Here is a 22,935-nt window from a genome sequence, read left to right as displayed (position 1 = left end):
TCTCAGCACCGCCCCTCCCCTTTTCTGTTTACAAATGAAATAACTGAAACACTTTACAGTTATTTCAGATACAAGGTAGAGTTATAGCTACTGGACTACATTTTGCGAGGTTCTAACTTACTTGAGCTAAGCACCAAATGCAATCCAGTAATACAAGGAAGGAACAAAGATGCCCAACACCCAACTCCTGCAGGAGGAAACCCTTAATCAAGCCCAAACCGAAGCAAAAAAGCTACTCGGGGACTCAAACGAAACTGCCGTTACTCTGACCGTTTCAGGGAATGAAAGCCAGGAAATCGGTGATGCGCTTAGCCAAGTTATTCAACAGGTTTTGCATGCTTTAGCACAGGGCCAGCGCATCGAGATTCAGACCAACCCACAGTACTTGACCACTACTATGGCAGCTCGTCGCATTGGCATCTCACGCCCGACCCTTATGAAGGCTATTCGTTCCGGCGAGCTCCCCGCGTTCAAAGTAGGAAGCCATTTCCGCATCCGCACCGGGGACGCAGAAGTTTTCCGCAAGACCCTTTTGGAGAAGACCATCGCTCAGAAGGAACAAGCTCTCAAAGATCTTTGGAAATTTGAGGAAGAGAACAATCTCAACGACATTATCGGAGGACCTGCGTGGTAAAAGAGAGCACATTATCAGATGCTGAATCTGTCCTACTGGATACGAACATTCTGATGTCTAAGACTCTTCGCGATTGGATTCTCCTTTTGACAAAGGAGAGTGACTACAGATTTTTCGCTCCATACGTATCCACCGGAATCATGGATGAGTTTGGATACCACACACGCCGAAAGGACCCAATGATTCATGATGCAAAAATTGAGAAATGGAAACAACAAATCCTGACATCCTGCAAGTCCCTAATCGCAGGTTTCCCTGTTGAACCAGTTGCTGGCTTTCCCGATATAAACGATCTTCATGTGCATGCTGCCGCCCAACACGGCGGCATGCACGCATTAGTCACCGATGACCGCAAACTGCTCGATTATGCTTCCACGGAAGAAGCTCAGAATATTCAAAATTATGAGACACTCAGCGCGGATGATTTTCTGATGCAATTCACCGAATACGCTCATCCCTCCTTATTTGCCGAGGTCTATCTTTCCCAGGAATCTTATGCTCACTCTAAGGGATTCACGGAGACTGATATTCCTCGCGCACTTGAACGAGCAGGAGCGGGTCAATTTGCCCGTTATCTTCGGACTGCAGTGATTAATAGCCCACAGTTTGACGATTATGAACGTGAGTTTAAAGCCCGGTCTTCTAGTAACTAGATAGACATTGCTACGTCCACTACCTTGTCACAGCATCGTTTAGGCTAGAAGCATGAGTAGTGTTGTATTTTCCCCGGTGATGGAAGCCCGTCAATGGCGTGCCGCCGCGGCCGCCCATGAGGCGCGTGCCGGCCGCTACGCCGACCCGTTTGCGCAGCGTCGCGCCCGCCACGAAGTGCACCCCGTGGAGGACTTCCTCTTCACCTACTACACGCTCAAACCCGGCCAGTTTAAGCGCTGGCACCCCGGAGCCGGCATCATCCTGCTGGATGCGCCCGAGCGCGCCTCCTGGCGTTTTTACCGGCCCGCAACCGAGCAGGAACTCCTTGAGGCTGGTTGCTCCCTGCAGGTGGCGCGCGCCCAGGTGAATGCCGCCTCCGCCGTCACCGTGGACGTCACCGACTTCGTGGAGCGCCGCGCCACCGCCCTCGCCTTCACCCACGAGATCCTGCGTAACACGGCCGCAAAGAAGGGCCAGTTCGGTTGCTTCGGCATGCACGAGTGGGCGATGGCGTACAAGTCGGTGGAGAACAATATCCGCCACGACTACCTACAGCTGCGCCTGGGTGCGGAGGGCACGGACCGTGTGGTGGAGGAGCACCGCATCCGCTGCTCGCACTTTGATGCGTTCCGTTTCTTCATGCCGCAGGCGGCACCGATGAACGAACTGCAGCCGACCCGCGAGTTGCAGCGCGTCCTGGAGCAGCCCGCGTGCCTGCACGCGAATATGGACGTGTACAAGTGGGCGTATAAGTTGCTACCGCTGGTTGATTCGACCCTGGTCATGGATTGTTTCGACCTGGCGTGGGATGCGCGCGAACTGGATATGCGCGCAGCCCCCTACGATATTCGCAGCTGGGGGTACGAGCCGATTCCGGTGGAGACCACCGAGGGTAAGGCCGAATACGTGCGGATTCAGCGTGAGCTGTCGGAGCGTTCGATTGAGCTGCGTGAGCGCCTGTTGCAGGTGTGCGAGCGCTATCTTCCACCCCTCGAGGCGTAAAAGACGTGATTCGAGCCTCTTAGGGTATCCACCAACCGAACACATACCCCCGTTACGGTCGTTAGTACGGTAAGATGAGATACGGCTCATACAGAACCCACGCACCCAAGGAGTGCCCACACATGGCCCGTATTGTTGTTGATGTTATGCTCAAGCCCGAAATTCTTGACCCGCAGGGTAAGGCTATTTCTCACGAGCTGCCCCGTATCGGCGTTGATTCCTTCGTGGATGTTCGCCAGGGTAAGCGCTTCGAGCTGACCGTCGAGGGTGAGGCTACTGAGGAGCACCTCGCAGCTGCCCGCAAGGCTGCTGAAGAGCTGCTGTCGAACCCTGTCATCGAAGACGTTGTGAACGTTTCGGTTCTGGAGGACTAAGACTTATGGCTGAGTCCCTCGCACCTACTGAAGTCCCCCTGGTTGGCGACTTTTCTACTTATTCTCCGAACCCCGCTTTCGCTGATGCACGCGTTGGCGTGGTGACTTTCCCCGGCACCCTGGATGACCGTGACGCTGCACGTGCTGTCCGTCTGGCTGGCGGTACCGTCGTTGAGCTGTGGCACGACGACGCTGATTTGAAGAACGTTGATGCCGTCATTATTCCTGGCGGTTTCTCCTACGGTGACTACCTGCGTGCTGGCGCTATTGCTGCGAAGGCTCCTGTGATGCGTTCGGTGATTGATGCCGCTAACGCTGCTGGTACCTCCGGTTCTGCTCCCCTGCCTGTTCTGGGTATTTGCAATGGTTTCCAGATTCTGACTGAGTCTCACCTGCTGCCCGGTTCGATGATTAAGAACGATCACCGCAAGTTCATTTGCCGTGACCAGATTCTGCGCATTGAGAATAACTCCACCTCCTGGACGAGCAACTACGCTGCTGGCCAGGAGATTGTCGTCCCCCTGAAGAACCAGGACGGTCAGTACGTTGCTGATCCGAAGACTCTGGAGGCGCTGGAGGCTGAGGGCCGCGTGGTGTTCCGCTACGTTGGTTTCAACCCGAACGGTTCCCGTAACGACATTGCTGGTATCAGCAATGAGCGCGGTAACGTGGTCGGTCTGATGCCGCACCCGGAGCACGCTGTGGAACCTGGCTTCGGTCCTTCCTCTTCCGGTTTTGGTGAGGTTTCTCTGCGCGGTGGCGCCGACGGTCTCGGCGTATTCACCTCGGTTCTTGCCAACCTGATTAACGCCCGCTAACGCACGACAAGGATTCTAAGAAGTTATGAGCGAAAAGCAGTTTAACCTCGACACCGTCGAGCACGCGGCGGCAACCCCGGACACCGAACTCCCCTGGGCTGAACTGGGTCTGAAGGAGAACGAGTTCGAGGATATTAAGGAGATTCTTGGTCGCCGTCCTACCGCGGCTGAGCTGGCAATGTACTCGGTCATGTGGTCCGAGCACTGCTCCTACAAGTCTTCTAAGGTTCATCTGAAGCAGTTCGGTGCGAAGGTCACCGATGAGATGAAGAAGGACCTGATGGTCGGTATCGGTGAGAACGCCGGTGTGACCGATATTGGTGACGGCTGGGCTGTTACCTTCAAGATTGAGTCCCACAACCACCCCTCGTACGTGGAGCCTTACCAGGGTGCTGCGACCGGTGTGGGCGGTATTGTGCGTGACATTATTTCGATGGGTGCCCGCCCGATTGCGGTGATGGACCCGCTGCGTTTCGGCGCGATTGATCACCCGGACACTGCCCGCGTTATTGGCGGCGTGGTTGCCGGTATTGGTGGTTACGGTAACTCCCTGGGCCTGCCGAACATTGGCGGCGAGGTTGAGTTTGATTCCTGCTACCAGGCAAACCCGCTGGTCAACGCACTGGCTGTGGGCATTATGCGCCACGAGGACATCCGCCTGGCGAACGCATCGGGTGTGGGCAACAAGGTTGTCCTCTTCGGTGCACGTACCGGTGGCGACGGTATCGGCGGTGCGTCGGTGCTGGCGTCCGAGTCTTTCGATGACACCAAGCCCTCGAAGCGTCCTGCCGTTCAGGTGGGCGACCCCTTCGCTGAGAAGGTTCTGATTGAGTGCTGCCTGGAGCTGTTCAAGGGCTCCGTGGTTGAGGGTATTCAGGACCTGGGCGCTGCGGGTATTTCCTGCGCAACCAGCGAGCTGGCTTCTAATGGTGAGGGCGGCATGCACGTCGACCTGACCAAGGTTCTGTTGCGTGACCCCACCCTGACCCCGGGCGAGATTCTGATGTCTGAGTCTCAGGAACGCATGATGGCTGTTGTCTCCCCCGAGAACGTGGAGCGCTTCGAAGCGATCATGAACAAGTGGGGCGTGGAGTACTCCTTCCTCGGTGAGGTCACCAACTCTGGCCGCCTGGTCATCGAGTGGGACGGCGAGGTCATCGTGGATGTTGACCCCCGCACCGTCGCGCACGACGGCCCGACCTACGAGCGTCCTTACGCACGCCCCGAGTGGCAGGATGACGTCCAGGCTAACCACTTCACCGGTTCGGCTGCCGACAATTCCCGCCCGCGCGGTAAGGAGCTGGGCGAGGCAATCAAGGCGTTCATGGCGTCCCCGAACATGTGCTCCAAGTCCTGGATCACCAACCAGTACGACCGCTACGTTCAGGGCAACACCGCCCTGTCCATGCCGGACGACGGCGGCGTGGTGCGCGTGGACGAGAACACCAACCTCGGTGTTGCTCTGGCGACCGACGCCTCCCCGCGTTTCACCTACCTGGATCCGTACGAGGGTGCTCGCGCGTCCTTGGCTGAGGCGTACCGTAACGTTGCGACCGTTGGTGCACGCCCCGTGGCTGTGTCTGACTGCCTGAACTTCGGTTCTCCCGAGGATCCGGACGTCATGTGGCAGTTCGCTGAGGCTGTTCGCGGCCTGGCTGATGGCTGCATGGAGCTGGGTGTTCCGGTAACCGGCGGTAACGTGTCCCTGTACAACCAGACCGGTGGCAAGGCTATTAACCCGACCCCCGTGGTGGCGATGATGGGCGTTATGGATGACGTCACCCGCCGCACCCCGTCGGGTTGGGCTCCTGAGCACGACGGTCAGGCGATTTACCTGCTGGGTACTACCCGTGATGAGCTGGACGGCTCCGAGTGGGCTCGTTTCAAGGGTCACCTGGGCGGTCAGCCGCCGAAGGTTGATCTGGCTCTGGAGCGTCAGCTGGGTGACATGCTGGTGAACATGTCTCGTGACGGCATGATTGATGCCGCGCACGACGTGTCTGCTGGTGGTCTGGCTGCGGCTCTGTCGGAGGCTTGCCTGCGTTTCAACACCGGTGCCCGCATTGGTCTGGGTGAGGTTGCTGAGCGTGACGGCGTGGACCTGTTCACCCTGCTGTTCTCGGAGTCCCTGGGCCGCGTTGTGGTTTCGGTTCCGCGTTCTGAGGAGGTGCGCTTCAAGGATATGTGCACCGCTCGCCAGTTCCCCTTCGCACGTATTGGTGTGGTGGATGCTGCGTCGAACGCTCTGGACTTCCAGGATGAGGTTTCCATTGACCTGGATGAGCTGCGTGCAGCTCACGAGGGTACTCTCGCTTCTTACTTCGGTGAGGTTGCGAAGGGCTAGTCTTCGACTAGTTTGAGACTAACGCCGAAAGGGGCGGATGCTTGTGAAAGCATCCGCCCCTTTTGTTATGCCCGCGGGCTTGTGCATTGAGCGGTGAGAGGTTGTGCGTTGAGGCGTTCTGTTGATGCGCGTTCTGGGTTTATGCCTCGGCGACCTTGCGGCCCAGCTGCGCGAACAGGGAGGCGTTGATGCGGAAGCCTTCGATGCACTCTTCGATGAGGGCTTCGCGCTGTTCGTCGGTCAGGGGTGCGTTGTCGAGCAGTTCGCGGTAGCCGTCCTTGAAGACCTTGGGCTTGGGCAGTTCGGTGAAGCGGTACATGCTCAGCGCTTCTGCGGGGATGCCGTAGTGGCGGGTGACCAGCGCTGCGACTGCCTGGCCGCCGGAGAGGTCGCCGAGGTAGCGCAGGTAGTGGTGGGCCAGGTAGCGTTCGGGGGAGTTGATGGTGGCGCGGATACGCTCTACGTATTCTGCGGTTGCGGGCAGGGGCGCGTCGATGTCGCCGTCCTGGCCGAGTGCGCGGATGTCTGCGCGGATGTATTCTGCGCGGTCGAGGCCGGGGTGGGTGAAGGGGTCGGTGATGGGGTTGGGTTCTGCGCGGTAGTGTTCGGAGACCGCTTCGAGTGCTTCGTAGATGTGCACGTACTGGTTGATGAGGCGCAGGTATGCCTCGGTGTTGAGGGAGCCGCCCATGAGGTCTTCCATGAAGGTGGAATGTTCGGCGTTGTCGTGGACGTGCTTGGTGCTTTCCTTCAGGTGTGCGGAGAAGCGTTCCTGGGTGGTTTCGGGGGCGATCACGGTCATTGTGAGTTCCTAAAGTGACTTGTGGGTGAACAATAAATGTTTTAGTGACACAATGTCACCAAAACCTGATAATGACATATTGTCACCAAAAACCGGTTTTGGCAATAGTTTTCAAAAAACTTTTGCTAAGGTAAACCTTATGCACAAGTCACCCTAGGCATTAAGTTACACAAACATAGGCTAATAGGTCTAGACTTGATACGAACACCACAATCACAAAATTCAAGGAGACACCGAATGTCTACCCCCTCTCTCACCAAGCGCACCTGGGCGTTCTTGGCTTCGGCAACCATCGGCCTCAGCGGCGTCGCCGGCGTACCCGCAGCCTTCGCGGCTGAAACCAACTCCCACGTCAGCGCCAGTGAGGTAACCGCAGCCTCAGAGCAGAGCCTGCAGGACGTCGCCGTCAACTGGGGCCTGAAGAAGTCCTTCCGCTCCTACATCAACGGTCCCTTCTCCCAGGGCTCCCAGGAACTGACCGGCGTCACCACCAACGAAGACGGCTCCTACCACTTCACCTCCGCCGAAGGCACCGTAGCCAACGGCGAATACTCGGTCACCTTCACCGGCTCCTCGATTCACTACACCGCACACCACGGTCTGCTGGAAGTCATCATCTCCGACCTCTCCGTCACCATTAAGGACGGCGTGGGCACCGTGCGCGCCAACGTTCAGTCACGCCCCTACAACGGCAACACCACCCCGAACGACCTGGTCGAAACCAAGAACATGACCCTCGGCACTTTCAACGCCTCCGGTCTGAAGGTTGAGGGTAACACCATCACCCTGCCCAGCGTTGACGAGGAAAACGGCACCCGCGTCAAGCTTTCCGAAGAGGCAACCGGCGCCTTCGCGGGCTTCTACAAGGCAGGTCAGGAGCTGGATGCACTCGGCTTCTCCGCAACCATCGTGACCAAGGAAGCACCCGCGCCGAGCCCTGAGCCCAGCACTGAGCCCAGCGCCAAGCCGACTGCAGCACCGAGTGCAGAGCCCTCCGCCGCACCGACCAGCGAGGCACCCAAGCCCACAGACCCCAAGCCCGCAGAGCCCACTTCTGCAGCACCGAGCGCAGCTCCCACCTCCGCGGCACCCTCCTCCCCCGCCGCAACCACCGAACCCAAGCGTGAAGAGAAGGTCACCGGCAACGTCGTCGAGTCCGGCACCCTCAGCTGGGATATTCGTGAGTCGTTCCTGAAGTACCTGACCGGCTTCGCGCACGGCTCCGTGAACGTTGAGGGCATGGAGAAGACCGCAGCTGGCGGCTTCAAGTACACTCAGGCATCCGGCGTGTACAACCCCGAGACCAAGACCGGTCAGATTAACTTTGCGGGCACCGCAGAGTTCACCGGCCACAACGGTCAGCTCAAGAGCACCATCAAGAACATGCGCCTGGTCGTCGTCAACGGTAAGGGCACCCTGGTCGCTGACGTTGACGCACTGACCCGCGACGGTAAGTCCGTTTCTAAGACCGGCCTGGCTATCGCCGAGGTGGACCTCTCCGGCGCGAGCGTAAAGGACGGCGTCTTCTCCGCACAGAACGCAGCAGTCGCGCTCACCGCTGAAGGTTCCGAGGTGCTCTTCGCGGGCCAGTACCGCGGTGCCGACAACGCCATGGCACCGCTGAGCTTCTCCGTAAAGCTCAGCGAGCAGACCGCGGAGAACACCGTTGAGGTTCCCCGCATCTCTGAGAACAAGTCCTCCGATAGCAGCTCCTCCGAGAACAAGGGTTCTGAGAACAACTCTTCCGACAACGGCTCCTCGAACTCCTCCGGTAACTCCGGCGCTAACGGCTCCGGTTCTGACGGTTCGGCAGGCACCTCCGGCAGCGTCTCTAACGGCGGTTCCTCCTCGAACGGTTCTGTCAGCAACAACCCGGCACAGCCTGTCTGCGTACCCGTCACCCGCACCCGCGAGGTGCAGGAGCAGGGCGCATCCGACGGCACCATTAAGAGCGCAAACCTTGGCTGGGGCGTGCGTGATTCCTTCCGCAACTACGTGCGCGGCGGCATCGCGAACGGTAGCTGGGAGCTGAACGGCACCTCCTACTCTTCGGATGCGTTCAACTGGTCTAACGGCACCGGCACCTTCAAGGGCGGTAAGGGTTCCATCTCCTTCAGCGGTTCGGTTCGTTTCACCGGTCACCACGGCATTCTGGACACCACCATTGCGAACCCGCGCCTTGAGATTAACGGCAATTCCGGCACTCTCTACGCGACCATGAACAGCAATGACCCCTCCGGCAAGGCAACTAACTACGGTGAGGTGGCCCTGCTGAAGGTGGATCTTTCGGGTCTGCAGAGCTCCTCTGACGCTGTGAGCGTCAACGGTGCGGCAACCACCCTGACTGCTGAGGGCGCGAAGGCGTTCGCTGGCTTCTACGACGCCGGTAAGGACATGGCTCCGCTGAGCTTCTCCGCGGCGATTAACGGCGCGAAGACCACCACCAAGACCGTGTCCGAGACCGTCTACGAGGGTGAGGGTTGCGACCCGGTCACCGGCAAGCCTCTGGCTTCCACCGGTGCCTCCGGTGTTGAGGGCACCCTGGTTGCAGGCTTCATCGCTGTTGCAGCCGGTGCGGGTACCGTCGTGTACACTCGCCGCCGCAAGAAGGCATAACGGCACCTCACGAGGATGCCCACACTGTCGGCTCGCCCGTGAAACTCAACCATGAGGTTCACCGGTGAGCCGACACGGCCCGTGCGGGGGGGCAGATTTTCACTGCACCCCCGCTTCAGGTGCCAGGTTTTACCCCGACGCCTACCCCAGTTTTTCTTAACTCCCTTTTTTCTGTGAGACGACGATGTTTTCTTCCCTTTCTTCTTCTGCCCTGAACCGCCGCGATGCAGTGAAGTATGCGGCGTTCTCCATCACTTCCGCTTTTCTGCTGAGCTCTTGCGGTGTGGGTACTCAGAACCCGGCCGCTTCTTCAAGCACTTCGCAGGCTGTGGTGGATGAGCAGAGCACCCGCACCGTTTTGGAGAACCTTGCCGATCAGCTGCGTTCTTCTATTGCCCCAGATCAGAAGGCTCTGCGCGGCCCCAATAGCGCCGCAGATACCCCCGAAATTCAGCCGATGGTCGATACCCCCACTCCGGCTTTCCCGGTGACGTTCAAGGATTTCAACGGCACTGAGGTGACCGTTAAGTCTGCTGACCGTGTACTGGCACTGGACCTGTACGGCACTCTGGCTCAGCAGATGATTGCGCTGGGTCTGGGCGGTCGCCTGGTCGGTCGTGTCACCTCCTCGACTGAGCAGTCGCTGGCTCATCTGCCGCTGGTGACCCAGAACGGTCACGACCTGAACGCTGAGGCGATTCTGGCGACCTCCCCGGACCTGGTGCTGTGGGATAAGAGCAACGGCCCGATTGAGATCGTGGATCAGCTGCGCGCTGCGGGCGTGACCGTGGTGGTCTTCGATCATGAGCGTCGTATGGATAAGATCATTCCGCAGCTCAAGGCTGTTGCGCAGGCGCTGGGTGTCCCGGAGGCGGGCGAGCAGGTTGCTGCCCGCGTGCAGAAGGACCTGGATTATGCTCTGCAGGTGCTCAAGGACGTCGCCCCGAAGGGTGCACAGCAGGTGTCGTTCGCGTTCTTGTACGTGCGCGGTACCGCTGGTGTGTTCTTCGTGCTCGGCAAGGGTTCGGGCGCTGACGATTTGATTCAGGCTATTGGCGGCAAGGACGTGGCCTCTGAGCAGAACGCGACGAATATTATTCCGGCGACCAGTGAGGCGCTGGTGAAGCTGAACCCGGACGTCATTCTGACCATGAGCGGCGGCATTAAATCCACCGGCGGTTTGGATGGTTTCTTGGCTCGCCCGGGTGTGGGTGAGACGAATGCCGGTAAGAATAAGCGCATTATCGATATGGGTGACGGCCAGATTCTGTCCTATGGCCCGAATACTCCGGCAGTGTTGCTCTCGCTCGCTAAGGCTGCGTACTCGACTCCTGCGGGGGGCCAGTAGTGGCTGCCGTGAAGAGTGTGGCGGGTGCGCGGGATTATCGTGCTTCGCGTCGGCGTCGTGCCGGTCTGACGTTTACGTTTTTGGCGGTGGCACTATGCGTTGTGATGGTGCTGTCTGCGGGTTTGGGTCAGTACAATATCCCGACTGATCAGGTGGTTGCTTCTGTGGGCCGCCGCCTGGGTCTTGCACCGGAGAACCCGGCGATGCAACTGGCGGATAGCACTCTGTGGAATATCCGTTTCCCGCGTGTGCTGTTGGGCGTGCTGGTGGGTGCCGCTTTGGGTACTTCCGGTGCGGTGATGCAGTCGGTGTTTGGTAACCCGTTGGCTGAGCCGGGCGTGATTGGTGTTTCCTCGGGTGCGGCGGTTGGCGCGTGTTTGTCGATTGTGTTGAACCTGCAGTTTTTCGGTATTTTCACGACTCCTGCATTCGCGTTTGTGGGTGCGTTGGCGGCTACTGCGCTGGTGTATTTCCTGTCGCGTTCTTCGGGTCGTGCGAAGGTTCTGTCAATGATTTTGACGGGTATTGCGGTGACCGCGGTGGCGAATGCGATTATTGCGTTCCTCATGTTTATTGCTGATACGACGAGCCGCGATCAGATTGTGTTCTGGCAGATGGGTTCACTGAACGGTTCCACGTGGAAGGCTGTGGCGAGCGTGTGGCCGGTTATTCTCATCGGCTTGGTGGCGTGTTTTGTGATGGCTTCTTCGCTGGATGTTCTGGCGTTGGGTGAGCGTGCGGCGCAGCATTCGGGTGTGAACGTGGAGCGCCTACGCGCGGTGTCTATTGCGGCGACGGCTCTGTTGACCGGTGCTGCGGTGGCGTATGCGGGCATTATTGCGTTTATTGGTCTGATTATTCCTCACCTGTTGCGCATGATTTTGGGTCCGTCGAATCGTGTGTTGTTGCCGGCTTCGGCATTGGGTGGCGCGCTGTTGATTGCGCTGTCTGATTTGGGTGCGCGTACGCTGGTGCCTTTTGCTGATTTGCCGATTGGTATTTTTACGGCTTTGGTGGGCGGCCCGACGTTCTTCGTGTTGTTGCGTCGTTCCCTGGGTCAGGGCGGAGGTGCTTCGTGAGTGAGTTGTTGAGCCTGTCCGGTGTGTGTTTTAACGCTGGTGGGCGTCAGATTTTGAATGATGTGTCTCTGTCTGTTGCTGCGGGCGAGGTTGTGTCGCTGATTGGTCCTAATGGTGCCGGTAAGTCGACTCTGTTGGGTGTGATTGCTGGTGATATTGCGCCCAGTGGCGGTGAGATTCTGTTGGATGGCGCCCCTCTGGATTCGATTCCTGCCCGTCAGATGGCTCGTCAGCGTGCGATGCTGTTGCAGAAGTTGAATGTGGCGTTTTCGTACACGGTGCATGAGGTGGTTCAGATGGGCCGTACCCCGTGGAAGGGCACGGAGCGCGCTGAAGAGGATGACGCCGTGGTTGCTTCGATGATGGAGCGTACGTCGGTGACTCATTTGTCGGATCGCGATATTACGACCCTGTCCGGTGGTGAGAGTGGCCGTGCGCATTTGGCGCGTGTGTTTGCTCAGCAGACTCCGCTGATTCTTTTGGATGAACCGACTGCGGCGTTGGATATTACGCATCAGGAGCAGACGTTGCGGGTGAGCCGTGAGCTGGCTGCTGAGGGTGCTGCGGTGTTGACGGTGCTTCATGACTTGGATGTGGCGGCTGCGTATTCTGACCGTATGGTGTTGTTGCGTGGTGGTGAGGTGGTTGCTTCGGGTGCCCCTGAGCAAGTGTGTTCGGCGGAGTTGTTGTCTGAGGTGTATCAGCATCCGATTGAGGTGTTGAGGCATCCGGTGACGAATCGTTTGTTGATTCTGCCGGAACGCTGATTCTGTTGGAGCGTTGAGTTTGCTGGCGCGCTGATTTTACGGGGCGTTAGCGAACCATCCCGCAAACACTTTCCACCTCAAAATATGCCAGTATTTGCATATATTAAATCTCCGTTCTGGAATGGCTGTAAATATCAGCTCATTACAGGGCGGAGATTATCTTTATCCCCTCCTGCACGGATACACTGAAAGGTAGTGTCCGCAATACTGAACTCTATTCAGTTCAGCATTCCATCCATTCGAGAAAGAGACCCCCGCATGGATCCTCAGCAGAAAACGGCAGCGCCTGCCGTTGCCGGCTACATTCCCGAATATTCTGAAACACCGCATAGCGGATCTTTCGATATTGCCCAGCACGGTTTGAGCAGCGATGATGTTGCCCGCCTGACTGCTGAAGGTAGGGTCAATACCCAGAATAATAAGTCTTCTCGCACGCTGTGGAGCATTATGCGTGCGCACCTGTTCACGGTCTTCAACTTTGTGTTGGGTGCCTGTGGTGCCGTGGTGATCATGTACCAGCGTTGGGCTGATCTGCTCTTCCTGGGGGCTGTTATCGCTAACGTGGTGATTGGTTTTGTGCAGGAGTACAAGGCGAAGCTTGAGCTGGACCGCATCTCCCTGCTGGACCGCTCCCCCGCTACTGCTGTGCGTGACGGTAAGAGCGTTGAGGTTCCGATGGAGCAGCTGGTTGAGGGTGACGTTGTCATCCTCAAGCGCGGCGATCAGGTTCCGGCGGATGCTGTTGTGCTCACCTCCGATTCTTTGGAGCTGGACGAGTCCCTGCTGACCGGTGAGAACGACCCGATTGCTAAGCGCCCCGGCGATATGGTGCTGTCGGCGTCGAGTGTGCTGGGTGGTACCGGCCGCGTCCTACTCTCTCACGTGGGTGCGAATTCTCGTGCAAGTAAGATTTCTGATGAGGCGCGCCAGTTCTCGCGTATTCAGTCTGAGCTGCGTGATGCGCTGAACCGTGTGGTCCGCTGGATTACGGTGGGTCTTGCGGTCATTATTCCTGTGGTGTCGTGGGGTCAGATTCAGGCTGCTGGTGGCCTGGAGACCGTGCAGCAGAACCACCTGTGGGAGCAGGTTTCTATTGCTGTGGTGTCCTCGGTTGCTTCGATGATTCCGCAGGGTCTGGCGCTGATGACTACTCTGGCGTTTGCGGCGGCGGCTGTGGCGCTGGGCCGTAAGCACAACATCCTGGTGCAGGAGCAGCCTGCGGTTGAGGTTCTGGCTCGTGTGGATGTGGTCTGTTTCGATAAGACCGGCACCCTGACTGAGGGTGGCGTGATTTTTGATTCGGTGCGCCCGCTGGACACCGTTGCTGAGGCTGAGGGCCCGGATGCTGACTCGGCGGAGCACACTTCCTGGCGTGCTTCTCTGCCTGCCGGTTGGAATGAGGCGCTGGCGTGGTTTGGTCACGATGAGAACGCGAACCCGACCGCTGCGGCTCTGACCGGTGGTTTCCCGGATGCTTCTTCGGCGTCGGTGAGCGGTATTGTGCCGTTCTCGTCGGCTCTGCGTTTTAGTGCGATTGAGTTTAAGGATTCGGGTGCGTGGCTTCTGGGCGCTCCGGAGGCGCTTCTCGCCAAGGGTACCGCTGAGCGTGAGCGTGCCGCTGAGCTGGCGGCGCTGGGTCTGCGCACGATGGTTTTGGCGCATGCTTCTGCGGTGGTTCGCAATGAGAAGGATGAGCCGATCCAGAAGATCCCGTCCGATGCTGCCCCGGTTCTGTTCGTGATTTTCCGTGAGAATGTGCGTGCGGATGCGCCTGAAATTGTGGAGTATTTCCACCGTCAGGGTGTGACTCTGAAGGTCTTCTCGGGTGATAACCCGTTCACTGTGGCTGCGGCTGCGAAGACTGCGGGCATGGATACGTCTGCGGGTGCGGTTGATGCGTCGACTCTGCCTGAGGACGGTCCGGAGCTTGCTGAGGCTGCGGCTACTCACAATATTTTCGGTCGTGTGTCGCCCGAGCAGAAGAAGAACATGGTGATTGCCCTGAAGGAGCGCGGCCATGTGGTGGCGATGACCGGTGACGGCATTAATGACGCTCTGGCGCTTAAGCATGCAAGCTTGGGTATTGCGATGGGTAACGCTGCTCCGGCAACGAAGGCTGTTTCTCGCCTGGTTCTTCTGGACGGTAAGTTCTCGTCCCTGCCGGCTGCGTTGGAGCAGGGCCGTCAGGTCATTACGAACATTGAGATGGTGGCAAACCTGTTCTTGACGAAGACTGGTTTCGCGATTCTTCTGGGTGTTCTGTTCAGTATTTTCGGTTTGACCTTCCCGTTCTTGCCGCGTCAGTACTCGACTGCTGACTTCTTGATTGTGGGTGCGTCGTCCTTCGCGTTGACTCTGTTGCCGAATTCGCGCCGTTACGTGCCGGGCTTCTTGCGTCGCGTGCTGAATTACACGGTTCCGAACTCGATTATTGTGGTTGCGATGCTGTTGGCGGTGACGTTCACGGCTCGTGGCATGGGTGTTGAGGATATCCGTCAGATTCAGACGGCTTCGTTCATTACCCTGGTGATGATGGGTCTGTGGAACTTGGCTGCGGTGGCTCGTCCGTTCAACCGTGCTCGTGTTCTGCTGTTTGGTGCGTTGCTGGCGGTGTTCTTCGCGGCGTTGTTCGTGCCGATTCTGGTGGAGTACCACCAGTTCGTTACTGTGCTTCCGCATCTGCTGTGGACGGCTCTGGGTGCCGGTGTTCTGGGTGCCGCGCTGATTGAGGTGAATGCGCATCGTAACCGCCGTTGGCAGAAGCGTAATTACCCTGAGCTGGAGGTTGCTCCGCTGAATTTCTTCCCGGCTAAGTAGTTAGTCGGAAAGGTAGCTGCTTCGGTAGCGTGTGGGCCCCGTATCCTGTGGATGCGGGGCCCTTTCGTGTCTTCATGAGCGCCGTCTTCGAAAGCACCCGGTCCGGGGGCGTATCTGGGCGTACCGGAGGGCTCTGGAACCCTGCCCGAGCCCTACCCGAACCCTGCTGGAGTTCCAGCCGGGAGGCGCCCCGCAATCAGTGCCGAGAGCGTGTCTCAGCTATTCTCAGCTATCACTTGGGTGAAACATTTAACAGCTTCTGATAGCTTTTGCCTCTCACCTTGCTCTTAACCTGGGAAAACCCTTAGAGTTACAGGGAACTATTTGAGAAGGGAAACCTTCTTCAGGGTTGTTACTGGTTTGGCAGGCAAGACCTGAGTTACTCAACACCGTATGGGACGGCAGCATATATCTGCCGAGAATCCCCTCTATTTGCTGTACCGAAGCTCCATAGTGGGCACGAGTGTAGTGCTTCCGGTGGTCGAGAGACTCGGGTCTTTTGTGTTTTCTGGCCGTGTTTTCCGGGGCTTTTTCGGCCACCGCAACGTCAGGTAGGCACAGCCTCCGGCAACAACCGTATAGACATTGACCGCATATCTAAGGAAGTATCGTGAATAACCGCGAACTTGGCGAGAAGATTCTTGACGGCCTGGGTGGCCCCGAGAACATCGCGCACATTACTCACTGTGCAACCCGCCTTCGTGTCACTCCTGTGTCTAACGATGCAGTGCAGAACAAGAAGATTGAGAGCCTGCCCGGCGTTCTCTCTGTGATTGAGCAGTCCGGCCAGACTCAGGTTGTTCTGGGCGAGCGCGTTGAGGCTGTGTACAACGAGATCAACGCTCTGCCTTCTATGTCCGGCCACGCTGAGGGTGACACCAAGGTTGAGGCTGAGGGCAAGAAGTCTGGCTGGCTTACCAACGTCTTCGACGTTCTGTCTGACTCCTTCCGTCCTCTGCTGTGGGCACTTCTGGGTACCTCGATGATTCTGACCCTGATTGTGTTCCTGCAGCAGCTGGGCTTCTTCGGCCAGTACACTGACTTGACCGGTCAGAGCGTGAACATCGACATCATTAACGGTGCTCGTGTGGCTGACCCGGAGGCTGCTAAGGCTCTGAACAACCAGTGGATGCAGCAGTTCGCTTTCTGGTACATCCTGAAGGCTGCTTCGCTGTCGGTTCTGAACTTCATGCCCATCATGCTGGGCGCTACCGCTGCTAAGCGTCTGGGCGCGAACATGTGGGTTGGTGCGGCTATCCCCGCTGCGCTGATGACCGGTACCTTCACCGATCTGACTGCTCTTGCTGACCCCGCCACCAAGGTTCTGAACGTTCCGTTCTTCGGTCTGGATCTGCCGCTGTACGCATTCAGCTACACCGGCCAGGTCTTCCCCCCGCTGCTGGCTGTTGCTCTGCTGGCTCCGCTTGAGCGCTTCCTGAAGAAGGTTATTCCTTCGATGCTGCAGATGGTGTTCGTGCCGATGATTTCGGTCATCATTCTGGTTCCGGTGACCGCGTTCCTGGTTGGCCCCATCGGTATCGGTGTGGCTATGGGTATCTCTGACTTCCTGAAGATGGTTAACGACCAGGCTCCGGCTCTGGTTGGTGCTCTGATTGCTGGCCTGTACCTGTTCATGGTTCCGCTGGGTCTGCACTGGCCGCTGAACGCTGTCATGATTAACAACCTGCAGACCATGGGTACTGACTTCATTCAGTCCCCCATGGGTGCTTACAACTTCGCTGTGTTCGGCCTGGTCACCGGTGTGGCTATTAAGGCTAAGCACGACCGCGAGCTGCGCCAGACCGCTGTTGGTGCGTCGATGTCCGGTCTGCTCGGTGGTATTTCTGAGCCGTCCCTGTACGGTGTTGTGCTCCGCTACAAGCGCGTGATCCCGATTATTCTGGTTCCCGCTGTTATTGGTGGCGCTACCATTTCCTTCCTGGGCGTTAAGTCCTACGCATTCGCGTTCACCTCGCTGCTGTCGATTCCGGCTATGCAGCCTTCCTACCTGTACGTGATTGGTCTGGCTATTGCGTTCTTCGGCGCTATGACCGGTGTTCTGATTTTCGGTTACGAGTCGAAGGCTGACGCTGTAAGGCACGCTGCGGAGCGTAAGGCTGAGGCTGCTGAGGACGCTCCCAAGGCTGAGGCTGTTGCCGTTAAGGCTGCTCCGGCTGCTGCCGCTACTGCGACCGCCGCTGCTGCACCCGCTACTTCCGCTGGTGAGGTCATTGAGCTGCACGCTCCGATTGAGGGTACTGCTGTTGCTCTGTCTGATGTTCCGGACCCGATTTTCGCTGCTGGCAAGCTGGGCGAGGGTGTGGCTATTGAGCCGACCGGTACCACTGTTGTTGCTCCCGCTGCCGGTAAGGTTGCTGCAACCTACCCCTCGGGCCACGCTGTGGGTCTGAAGCTGGAGAACGGCATTGAGCTGCTGATTCACGTTGGTCTGGATACCGTGAACCTGGACGGTAAGGGCTTCAGCGTGAAGGTTGCTAAGGGCGATGTTGTTGCTGCTGGCGACGCTCTGATTGAGTTCGATCCTGAGGTTATCAAGGAGGCGGGTTACCCGCTGATTACCCCGGTGATTGTGACCAACACCCGCAAGTTCGCTGAGGTGAAGGGTCTGCCGGGCGTTGCTCACCAGAACCTGAGCACTGTCCTGAAGGTGACCACTAAGTAGTTCGCTTTCTAAGGCTCTAACTATGGCTCTAAAGGGGGCCCCACCATTACGGTGGGGCCCCCTTTCCTTATGCCCTGATATTCGGGTAGGGCTTAGCCTGGGGTTACCCACTAGCCGGGGGTATTTCTGCTAGTGTGATAATAAGCTCAACAAGGAAGTTCTCACGTGATAGGGAGTACGACGATGTCTTCTGATACTAGGATATGGGATACCGAGGTGTGGGAAGAGCAGCAAAAAGAGTTGCGCGCTCTTCCTCCTTTTCGGCGGCTGATGCGCCGGCTCAATCTTGAGGCGCTCGTCTATGAGTCCGCGCCGTTCCCGGTTCTGCTGCGTAAGCTCTCCGCGCTGATTCCCGCGTACCTTCTGTGGTGGGTTATCTACGAACCGCACCGACTTGCTTCCTCCGCAAACCTCCCCGAGGGTACTCACGCTATTACATTGCTCCCCGGAGCCTGGGGTAACCCCGCTACGGGGGCTTACGGCGGCCTTCCTGAGCTGCCGGGGGCCCTCGTGCGCTGGGTGCTGTGCATCGCGGCAATGGTGGCTGTCGTTCATGTCTGTGGCGTCAAGGCGAAGGGGCAGAGCTTCACCATTCCTCACGATGCGCGTTCACGGTTGATTGCTCTGATGCAGGCTCTGGGCATTTTCGGTGCTTTTGCGCTGGTCGTCTGGATCGAGTACATGATGACTCCGCTGACCCTCATGTTTGAAACCGTGTACGCGGGCCCGACCGCAGCCTATAGCGGCGACGGCATGATTCCTCTGCACCTGTTCCTATCCTCGTCGTTGAGCGCTATTTTCTTGGGCTATTTTTGTGTGAACATTCTTGCCTCGCTGAATATCCCCGGGTACCTGGGCATCCCCGCAATTATTTACGTGGGGGCGCTCCCATGGGCTCAGGCGGAGCGGCACCAGTTCACGTTGGCGCTGGCGTGGGTTATTGCGGTGGCGCTGGTGAGTTGGCTCGTGCGCGGCATGTGGGGCACCGTGTTCGCCTGCGTGGGCTATTCTCTCTGGATTATGCTGGTGGCAACCAGCGGTGATCCTTTTGATCTGTCCGCCAATATGAGCCGTGTGCTCGTGATTTTAGGTTTCCCGCTGGCTTTCATCGTCGCTGGAGGCGGCATTTACCGCATCTTCTACCTGAGGCAGAACCCGAAGATGTTGAGGTATCTGCAGGAGCGCGCCCTGTACCTGGGCGAGTGGTAGCAGCCAGTTAGAGTGGCGCTCCCCTAGTTTTTGTAATTACATATCCCGCTAATGTATCCAGCTAAAGGACGCAGAACAAGCGGGACAGAAAAATCCCGGGCACTCTCTCGTGAGAGTACCCGGGATTTCGAGTCCTACAGGACGGCTAGAGCGTTACCGTAAGCGGTACTACTCCTGCCAGCCAACGTTGACCCAGTAGTCAGCGCTGGTGTAGCTCTGCTTGAACAGGGACGGACCGTAGTTCGCAACCTTAGCCTTGACAGCGGCGTACATCGGGCCGTTTGCGTAGGGCAGGTACACTGCGACCTTCTCGTAGTAGAGCTTCTCCGACTCGTTAGCGATCTTGATGCGCTCGTCTTCCTTCTCGGTGTTCTGCAGCTTCTCGATGAGCTTATCAACTTCGGGGTCACCGACTCCGAACACCTCGGTGGTGAAGAAGTAGGGTGCCGAGGAAGCCAGGTCGGGCAGAACACCCCAACCGGTGAAGATTGCTTCGTAGCTCTTCTGGCCGAGCACGGAGTTGGAGTTCGACTGCGGCTGGTTGTCAGCGCTCAGGCGGATACCTGCGGACTTCAGCTGCTGCTCCAGAATCTGGTAGACCGCCTGGTAGACAGCCTCGGAACCGAAGGAGGTCAGGGCGAAGCCAGCAACCTTGCCGTTCTTAGCGTAGTAGTCGCCGGACTTGGAGTAGCCTGCGGCCTCCAGAATCTTGCCAGCTGCCTGTGCACCGGTGTCACCAGCGTAGTTGTTCTGGTAGCCCTTCTGGAACGGCATCGCAATGATGGAGCCGGGCAGCGGCTCGGTCCAGCCGAGCTGCGAGAAGTATGCCTTAGCGATCTGCTCGCGGTCCACAGAAGCGAGGATTGCGCGGCGCAGTGCCAGGTCCTCGATGCGCTTGGGGTTCAGCTGAATGATGTTGACGTTGGTGTTCTGGCTCTGGCGAATCTCGGTGCCTGCCTGGCCCTTCACAGCGTTGTAGCTGGTTGCGCCAACGAAGGTGAAGGCGTCCAGTTCGCCGTTCTTGAAGCTTGCACGGATTGCTTCGGAGTCCATCTGACGCCAGATGATGCGGTCCAGCACCGGCTTCTCGCCCCACCACTTGTCGTTCTTGACCAGGGTGAGCACCTTCTGGGAGGAGTTCCACTCGCCAATCTTGAAGGGACCTGCCCAGTACTGATCGAGGGGCTTGTCAACGAAGCCTTCGTTGAAGAGGTTGACGTCTTCCAGTGCGGGGTGGATTGCGAAGGCGCACAGACCCTCGGAGGGGTAGTACGGAGCCTTCATGGTGACCTTGACGTGGAAGTTGTCGCCGTCCACAGCCTCGATGCTTTCAACCTGCTGCCACATGGTGTTATCGGTGATGTGGTAGGGGTTGTCGGTGACTGCGCTGTAGACCTTCCACATGGCGCGAACAGCGTTCACGTCCATGGGAGTGCCGTCGTTGAAGGCAGCCTTGGGGTTGATCTTGAAGGTCGCGGTCTGCACGCCATTGACGGTCTCGGTCTTGTGTTCGGTGCAGAACTCGGGGTTGAGGGTGCCTTCGCCTTCGGGGCTCATGGTGTAGAAGCCCATCACGGCGGGAATGTTGCAGGGTGCCAGAGCGTCCAGGTTGCTGGAGGTGTAGCCGCTCTGGGTCTGCAGGTTGAAGTTGGGGCCCAGGGCGGTAGCCGCGAGGGTCAGGGTGCCACCCTGCTTGAGGGAGGAACGGTCCTGCTTGTTGACCTGAAGGTTCTTCAGAATATCTTCAGCGTTGTTAGCGGCGCTACCGCCAACCTTTTCCTTCGAGCTGCCGCAGGCAGCCAGTAGACCAACGGTGCCGAGGGCAACGGTGCCGGTCAGGAGGGTACGGCGAGAGACAGACATGCTCTTCATGGAATTTCTCCTAGAGTATTCGCAGTGTTGTGGAGGCGGTACGCGAACGGTGCGTAACCCACACTCCAACCCGGCGGGAGGACAGTCTCTGCCGGGGTTGCGGGCAGAATGCCCACATTTGTTTTAAGTATATCCGTGCGACTCTCTTAGGAACGGGAAAGCGGCGTGCTACAGAAGGTTTTAATCCTTTTGTAACACGCCGCTGTAGCGCTTTTACCCCTTATGGAGTGTGTGAGCGGTGCTCAACGCTTAGTTTTGCTTCTCCCAACCGACGTTGATCCATACGTTCGGGTTGTAGTAGGGCAGGCCGAAGAGCATGGGGCCGTAGTTCGCCAGGCCCTTACGGCACGCCTTGAAGTTCGGGCCGTTGTGGGTGGGCACGTAGATGGCGACCTCGTCCAGGTGGCGCTTCTCCAGCTCGTTCATGATCTTGAGCTGTTCCTTCGGGTCCTCGGTGGACATCATGGTTGCTGCCAGCGAGTCCAGATCCTTACCGTGACCGTTGTTGGTCTCGGAGATGTAGAAGTAGTTCGCTGCATCCACCGGGGAGGTGGTGATGCCGTAGCCACCGGTCTTAATCGCGAAGTTCTTCGAGGAGATGATGCTCGACATTTCAGAGGCACCGTGGTTCTCGATGGTCAGTTCAACGCCGATTTCCTTCATCTGCTGGACGAGGAACTGCGCGGTGGAGCTGACAACCGGGTCGCTACCGAAGGTGATGACCGGGTAGGAGACCTTAGCGCCGTCCTTGGTGTAGTAGTCACCGGACTTGGTGTAGCCTGCGTCCTCAAGGATCTTGGTAGCGACGTCCTTGCCGAGCTTGGTCGGGTAGTTGTCCTGGTAGCCTTCCTGCATGGGCAGCATGCACATGGAGCCGGGCAGGGTTTCCTTCCAGCCGAGCTTCTCGTAGCGCAGCTTCTGCAGCTGCTCACGGTTGAGGGCTGCAACGAATGCGCGGCGGACGGGCAGGGGCACCTTTTCGGGGTTGATTTCGTAGTTGCCCACGCTGAGAGCGCTACCCTTGCGAATGTCGGTGTTTGCCACGCCGGAGAGCTCGTTGTAGGAGCTGAGGGTGCTGGCGTCCACGTAGTCGATTTCGCCATTCTTGTAAGCTGCCTGCTCTGCCTGGGAGCTCATTTCACGCCAGGTGATGCGCTCAAGAGCGGGCTTGGTGCCCCACCACTTCTCGTTGCGGACGACGGTGAGCACCTTGGAGGAGGAGTTCCACTCGCCGACCTTGAAGGGGCCTGCCCAGTACTGGTCGAGGGGCTTGTCGTTCAGGCCGTCGTTGAAGAACTTGGGCTCGACGAATACCGGGTGCAGGAAGGAGGTGAAGCTGCCTTCGATGGGGTACCAGGGCTTGGACATGGTGACCTTCACGTGGCGGGTATCGCCGTCCACAGCCTCGACGCTTGCGACCTGCTCCCAGATGGGCGAGGGGGTGATCTGGTAGTCCGAACCGGATGCCGCGGCGGTGTAGATGGTCTGGTAGCTCTTGACGGCGTTCACGTCGATGGGGGTACCGTCGTTGAAGGCTGCCTTGGGGTTGATCTTGAAGGTCACGGTCTGCACGCCGTCAACGGTCTGCGCCTTGTATTCGGTGACGTAGTCCTTGTTCATGTGCGACTCGCCGCGGAAGTCAGCGTAGAAGCCGCCGGTGAAGGCAGAGTTGATAGCCGCCTGAATATTCAGGTTACCGGCGGTGTAGCCGTTGGTGTTGAGGATGTTGAAGTTCGGGCCGATGCCGTCAGCGCTCAGTCGCAGCTCGCCGCCGTCCTTGAGGGCGGAGCGGTCCTTCTCGTTGTAGGAGACTGCCTTGGAGAGGTCGTCACCGGCGGAGAGAGCGCTGGTTTCGTTCTTGGAGGAGTTGCCGCCGCAGGCTGCGAGCAGGCCGACGGTACCCAGGGCAACGGTGC

General features: G+C 58.3%; 16 protein-coding genes. 13 read left to right on the top strand and 3 right to left on the bottom strand.

Features of this window, described 5'->3' with window-relative positions:
• Positions 1-169: 169 nt before the first annotated feature.
• The 6 genes from HMPREF2528_RS01685 to purL all read left to right on the top strand — a co-directional run bounded on the left by HMPREF2528_RS01685 (position 170) and on the right by purL (position 5,826).
• A complete protein-coding gene (locus HMPREF2528_RS01685; RefSeq protein ID WP_070541855.1) occupies positions 170-634 on the top strand; it encodes an excisionase family DNA-binding protein in 465 nt (154 codons plus the stop codon).
• Positions 628-1,287 (top strand): PIN domain-containing protein, encoded by a 660-nt coding sequence (locus HMPREF2528_RS01680; protein WP_005507191.1) that lies wholly within the window; start codon positions 628-630, stop codon positions 1,285-1,287. The genes HMPREF2528_RS01685 and HMPREF2528_RS01680 overlap by 7 nt, the downstream gene beginning before the upstream one ends.
• Positions 1,288-1,339: 52 nt before the next feature.
• Positions 1,340-2,290 carry a 3-methyladenine DNA glycosylase gene (locus HMPREF2528_RS01675; protein WP_070541852.1) on the top strand — a complete coding sequence of 317 codons (951 nt, stop codon included), beginning with the start codon at positions 1,340-1,342 and terminating at the stop codon, positions 2,288-2,290.
• A 122-nt stretch (positions 2,291-2,412) separates the two neighbouring features.
• Positions 2,413-2,664 (top strand): phosphoribosylformylglycinamidine synthase subunit PurS, encoded by a 252-nt coding sequence (purS, locus tag HMPREF2528_RS01670; protein ID WP_005507194.1) that lies wholly within the window; start codon positions 2,413-2,415, stop codon positions 2,662-2,664.
• Positions 2,665-2,669: 5 nt separating this feature from the next.
• Positions 2,670-3,482: a phosphoribosylformylglycinamidine synthase subunit PurQ gene (gene purQ, locus HMPREF2528_RS01665; RefSeq protein ID WP_070541850.1), complete on the top strand. Its 813-nt coding sequence runs from the start codon at positions 2,670-2,672 to the stop codon at positions 3,480-3,482.
• A 25-nt stretch (positions 3,483-3,507) separates the two neighbouring features.
• The gene (gene purL / locus HMPREF2528_RS01660) at positions 3,508-5,826 is read left to right on the top strand and encodes a phosphoribosylformylglycinamidine synthase subunit PurL (protein ID WP_070541847.1); all 2,319 of its coding nucleotides are present in this window, start codon (positions 3,508-3,510) and stop codon (positions 5,824-5,826) included.
• A gap of 139 nt (positions 5,827-5,965) precedes the next feature.
• Here purL and HMPREF2528_RS01655 read toward each other — a convergent pair whose 3' ends face one another.
• Positions 5,966-6,628, bottom strand: a complete 663-nt coding sequence (locus tag HMPREF2528_RS01655) for a biliverdin-producing heme oxygenase (RefSeq protein WP_070541844.1) — start codon at positions 6,626-6,628, stop codon at positions 5,966-5,968.
• A 237-nt stretch (positions 6,629-6,865) separates the two neighbouring features.
• Between HMPREF2528_RS01655 and HMPREF2528_RS01650 the strand changes: the two genes are divergently transcribed.
• The 7 genes from HMPREF2528_RS01650 to HMPREF2528_RS01620 all read left to right on the top strand — a co-directional run bounded on the left by HMPREF2528_RS01650 (position 6,866) and on the right by HMPREF2528_RS01620 (position 19,147).
• The gene (locus tag HMPREF2528_RS01650) at positions 6,866-9,244 is read left to right on the top strand and encodes an HtaA domain-containing protein (RefSeq protein ID WP_070541841.1); all 2,379 of its coding nucleotides are present in this window, start codon (positions 6,866-6,868) and stop codon (positions 9,242-9,244) included.
• Positions 9,245-9,428: 184 nt separating this feature from the next.
• Positions 9,429-10,592, top strand: a complete 1,164-nt coding sequence (locus tag HMPREF2528_RS01645; RefSeq protein ID WP_070541838.1) for a heme/hemin ABC transporter substrate-binding protein — start codon at positions 9,429-9,431, stop codon at positions 10,590-10,592.
• Positions 10,592-11,671, top strand: a complete 1,080-nt coding sequence (locus HMPREF2528_RS01640; RefSeq protein ID WP_070505863.1) for a FecCD family ABC transporter permease — start codon at positions 10,592-10,594, stop codon at positions 11,669-11,671. Before HMPREF2528_RS01645 ends, HMPREF2528_RS01640 begins: the two co-directional genes overlap by 1 nt.
• Positions 11,668-12,438, top strand: coding sequence for a heme ABC transporter ATP-binding protein (locus tag HMPREF2528_RS01635; protein ID WP_070505861.1), 771 nt, complete (start codon positions 11,668-11,670; stop codon positions 12,436-12,438). The genes HMPREF2528_RS01640 and HMPREF2528_RS01635 overlap by 4 nt, the downstream gene beginning before the upstream one ends.
• Positions 12,439-12,696: 258 nt before the next feature.
• A complete protein-coding gene (locus HMPREF2528_RS01630) occupies positions 12,697-15,255 on the top strand; it encodes an HAD-IC family P-type ATPase (RefSeq protein WP_070541835.1) in 2,559 nt (852 codons plus the stop codon).
• A gap of 610 nt (positions 15,256-15,865) precedes the next feature.
• Complete coding sequence (locus HMPREF2528_RS01625) at positions 15,866-17,938, top strand: glucose PTS transporter subunit IIA (protein ID WP_070541832.1); 2,073 nt, start codon at positions 15,866-15,868, stop codon at positions 17,936-17,938.
• Between the two features lie 183 nt (positions 17,939-18,121).
• A complete protein-coding gene (locus HMPREF2528_RS01620; RefSeq protein WP_070541911.1) occupies positions 18,122-19,147 on the top strand; it encodes a dihydrodipicolinate synthase in 1,026 nt (341 codons plus the stop codon).
• Between the two features lie 168 nt (positions 19,148-19,315).
• Here the strand turns inward: HMPREF2528_RS01620 and HMPREF2528_RS01615 are convergent, their stop codons facing one another.
• Both HMPREF2528_RS01615 and HMPREF2528_RS01610 read right to left on the bottom strand, forming a co-directional pair.
• Positions 19,316-21,019 (bottom strand): ABC transporter family substrate-binding protein, encoded by a 1,704-nt coding sequence (locus tag HMPREF2528_RS01615; protein WP_049361838.1) that lies wholly within the window; start codon positions 21,017-21,019, stop codon positions 19,316-19,318.
• Between the two features lie 249 nt (positions 21,020-21,268).
• Positions 21,269-22,935: ABC transporter family substrate-binding protein (locus HMPREF2528_RS01610; RefSeq protein WP_070541829.1), on the bottom strand; the 1,667-nt coding region annotated here is incomplete at its 5' end.

The organism is Rothia sp. HMSC078H08 (genome assembly GCF_001808955.1).
In the GTDB taxonomy this organism is placed as follows: Bacteria; Actinomycetota; Actinomycetes; order Actinomycetales; family Micrococcaceae; genus Rothia.
This window is presented reverse-complemented; position numbering and strand designations above follow the sequence as displayed.

Excerpts from the sequence above, each read along its gene's own strand:
- HMPREF2528_RS01685 (WP_070541855.1), top strand. The coding sequence starts at position 170 with ATGCCCAACACCCAACTCCTGCAGGAGGAAACCCTTAATCAAGCCCAA.
- HMPREF2528_RS01675 (WP_070541852.1), top strand. The coding sequence starts at position 1,340 with ATGAGTAGTGTTGTATTTTCCCCGGTGATGGAAGCCCGTCAATGGCGT.
- purS (WP_005507194.1), top strand. The coding sequence starts at position 2,413 with ATGGCCCGTATTGTTGTTGATGTTATGCTCAAGCCCGAAATTCTTGAC.
- purQ (WP_070541850.1), top strand. The coding sequence starts at position 2,670 with ATGGCTGAGTCCCTCGCACCTACTGAAGTCCCCCTGGTTGGCGACTTT.
- purL (WP_070541847.1), top strand. The coding sequence starts at position 3,508 with ATGAGCGAAAAGCAGTTTAACCTCGACACCGTCGAGCACGCGGCGGCA.
- HMPREF2528_RS01655 (WP_070541844.1), bottom strand. The coding sequence starts at position 6,628 with ATGACCGTGATCGCCCCCGAAACCACCCAGGAACGCTTCTCCGCACAC.
- HMPREF2528_RS01650 (WP_070541841.1), top strand. The coding sequence starts at position 6,866 with ATGTCTACCCCCTCTCTCACCAAGCGCACCTGGGCGTTCTTGGCTTCG.
- HMPREF2528_RS01645 (WP_070541838.1), top strand. The coding sequence starts at position 9,429 with ATGTTTTCTTCCCTTTCTTCTTCTGCCCTGAACCGCCGCGATGCAGTG.
- HMPREF2528_RS01630 (WP_070541835.1), top strand. The coding sequence starts at position 12,697 with ATGGATCCTCAGCAGAAAACGGCAGCGCCTGCCGTTGCCGGCTACATT.
- HMPREF2528_RS01620 (WP_070541911.1), top strand. The coding sequence starts at position 18,122 with ATGTCTTCTGATACTAGGATATGGGATACCGAGGTGTGGGAAGAGCAG.
- HMPREF2528_RS01615 (WP_049361838.1), bottom strand. The coding sequence starts at position 21,019 with ATGAAGAGCATGTCTGTCTCTCGCCGTACCCTCCTGACCGGCACCGTT.